Genomic DNA, 1,754 nt, shown 5'->3' with positions numbered 1-1,754 from the left:
TCCCTAACTCTGTGGCAGTGAGCGCCCGCTGGTAAGAAGCCCGCCCCAGCCAGTAGGCCGCAACCCGATAGGCGTCAAAGGCAGGCTTCCGCTGAAGGGATCGAGTCAACAACCCGTTATCACCATACCCCGCCCCAGGATCTATCCATGTCCACCAGATCATCACATCCAGCCGGGAGGCCAGTGATTGGGCAAATAACTGGACCGCATAGCGGGATTGGATCTCCGGGGTGCTGGGGAACTGGGCATAATTATTGCTATGCCACCCCGCCTCGGTGCAAATCATCGGCTTCTGGTAACCATACTGGGCCAATTTGGCGTAGAGATAATTGGCCTTTCCCGACAGACCAGGCCCATATGCGGACCAGCCCGGCGCGAAAGGGGGATAGTAATGGAAGTTCATCACGTCAAAGCATTCCCCTCCCCCCGCTTTGAGAACATCATCCAGAAACTCTCTAACAAATCCTCCTCCTTGATCTTCAAAGGCATCATAGGCCAGGCCACCCAGGGCCACCTGAGCCCGGGGATTGGCCGCCTTGATGACAGGATAGACCGCGCACAGCATCCGGGCGTACTCGGCTCCGAAGTGCCCCCAGTAACTGGCCCCATATTCGGCACGGAGCCTATCTCCGGCATCCGGCTCATTGTAGAACTCCCAGTAGTCCACCACCGGGGAACCGGGGGCGTCTTCCCATCCATCGCCATCGTACCGCTCCACCACCGTGCCCATAAACTCCGCAAACTCGCCAATGTCCACTTTGTCAATCGGACCATTGGCATAAGTCGCGGCCCAGCCCGGGTTGCTAAGGATGGTCACTATCAAATGTAACCCCGCCCGATGAGCGGCCAGGATGTTCGCGTCATAGTAGGCAAAGTTGTAATTCTCGGGGATCGTGTCCGTCGGTTCCACAGCCGACCAGGCCATCGGCCAGCGGACCCACCAGACCCGTGCGTCGTGGGTATGGGTGAGCCCTGCGGAAGGAGCCGTGAGGTTGCCGTACATCTGTACCCCAAAAATGGTTGGCACCGGGGGCTCGTAGTTTGAAAAAACAAGCGGGAGAAAGACCGTGGAAGTTGTCTGTTCCATCGCCCCTACCGAGCCCGAGGCGGAAGTTCCCCGCTCAGAACTCACAGCGCCAGAGGTAGGGCCGGAGAACAGGAAAAGCGCCGCCAGACACAGCAGCCCACCGCCAAAAGCCATTAAACCCCGAATCCACCAATGCCGGCCGCTCATTGGAAATTCCTCAAGACCAGGGGTAGATAGACATAGCGGAAATAGGGGGGACACCATTGGGCGATCCGGTTCCGCCCGCTTTCGGCAACCCAAACACAACCCCCGGTATCTACAGCCAGCCCTTTCGGTGCACTGCCTGTAGGCAACCCAAACTCCCGAATCCTTCCGGTCGTTGGGTGCAACTGTCCGATCCGGTTCCCTGCGTTCTCCGTGAACCAGATGTAACCGGCCCCGATGACAAGATCATACGGATCGCTGGATGAGACTGGCAGGGTATACCACCGGAAGTCCGCAATGGTTTGAGGGAAAAACTGGCCAATGCGGTTGCCGGCGCGCTCCGTGAACCAGGGATAACCCTCTGAATCCACCTTCACAGCCCATGGCTGACTGCCACCGCCTGTTGAAATCATAGCGAAGCCGCCTAACCCAAGGCTTGGCTTAAATCTGCCCAGACACGAAACGCCCGGGGCCGTGAACCAGATACTGTCGGCAGACTCAACAAAAATGTCCTCCGGCTGGG

The 1,754-nt window shown here is 58.3% G+C and carries 1 protein-coding gene and 1 pseudogene; both read right to left on the bottom strand.

The genetic code is table 11. The features are described 5' to 3' along the window. Positions 1-1,234, bottom strand: a pseudogene (locus ABJK56_RS01100) (hypothetical protein); the annotation flags it as partial. Further along, positions 1,231-1,754 (bottom strand): hypothetical protein (locus tag ABJK56_RS01095; protein WP_347242822.1); only part of this gene is annotated, 524 nt, incomplete at its 5' end. The pseudogene ABJK56_RS01100 and the gene ABJK56_RS01095, both read right to left, overlap by 4 nt.

The sequence above is a fragment of the Thermogutta sp. genome, assembly GCF_039793925.1.
In the GTDB taxonomy this organism is placed as follows: Bacteria; Planctomycetota; Planctomycetia; order Pirellulales; family Thermoguttaceae; genus Thermogutta.
Note: the sequence above shows the minus strand (reverse complement) of the source record. Positions and strands in the feature narration are given on the sequence as shown.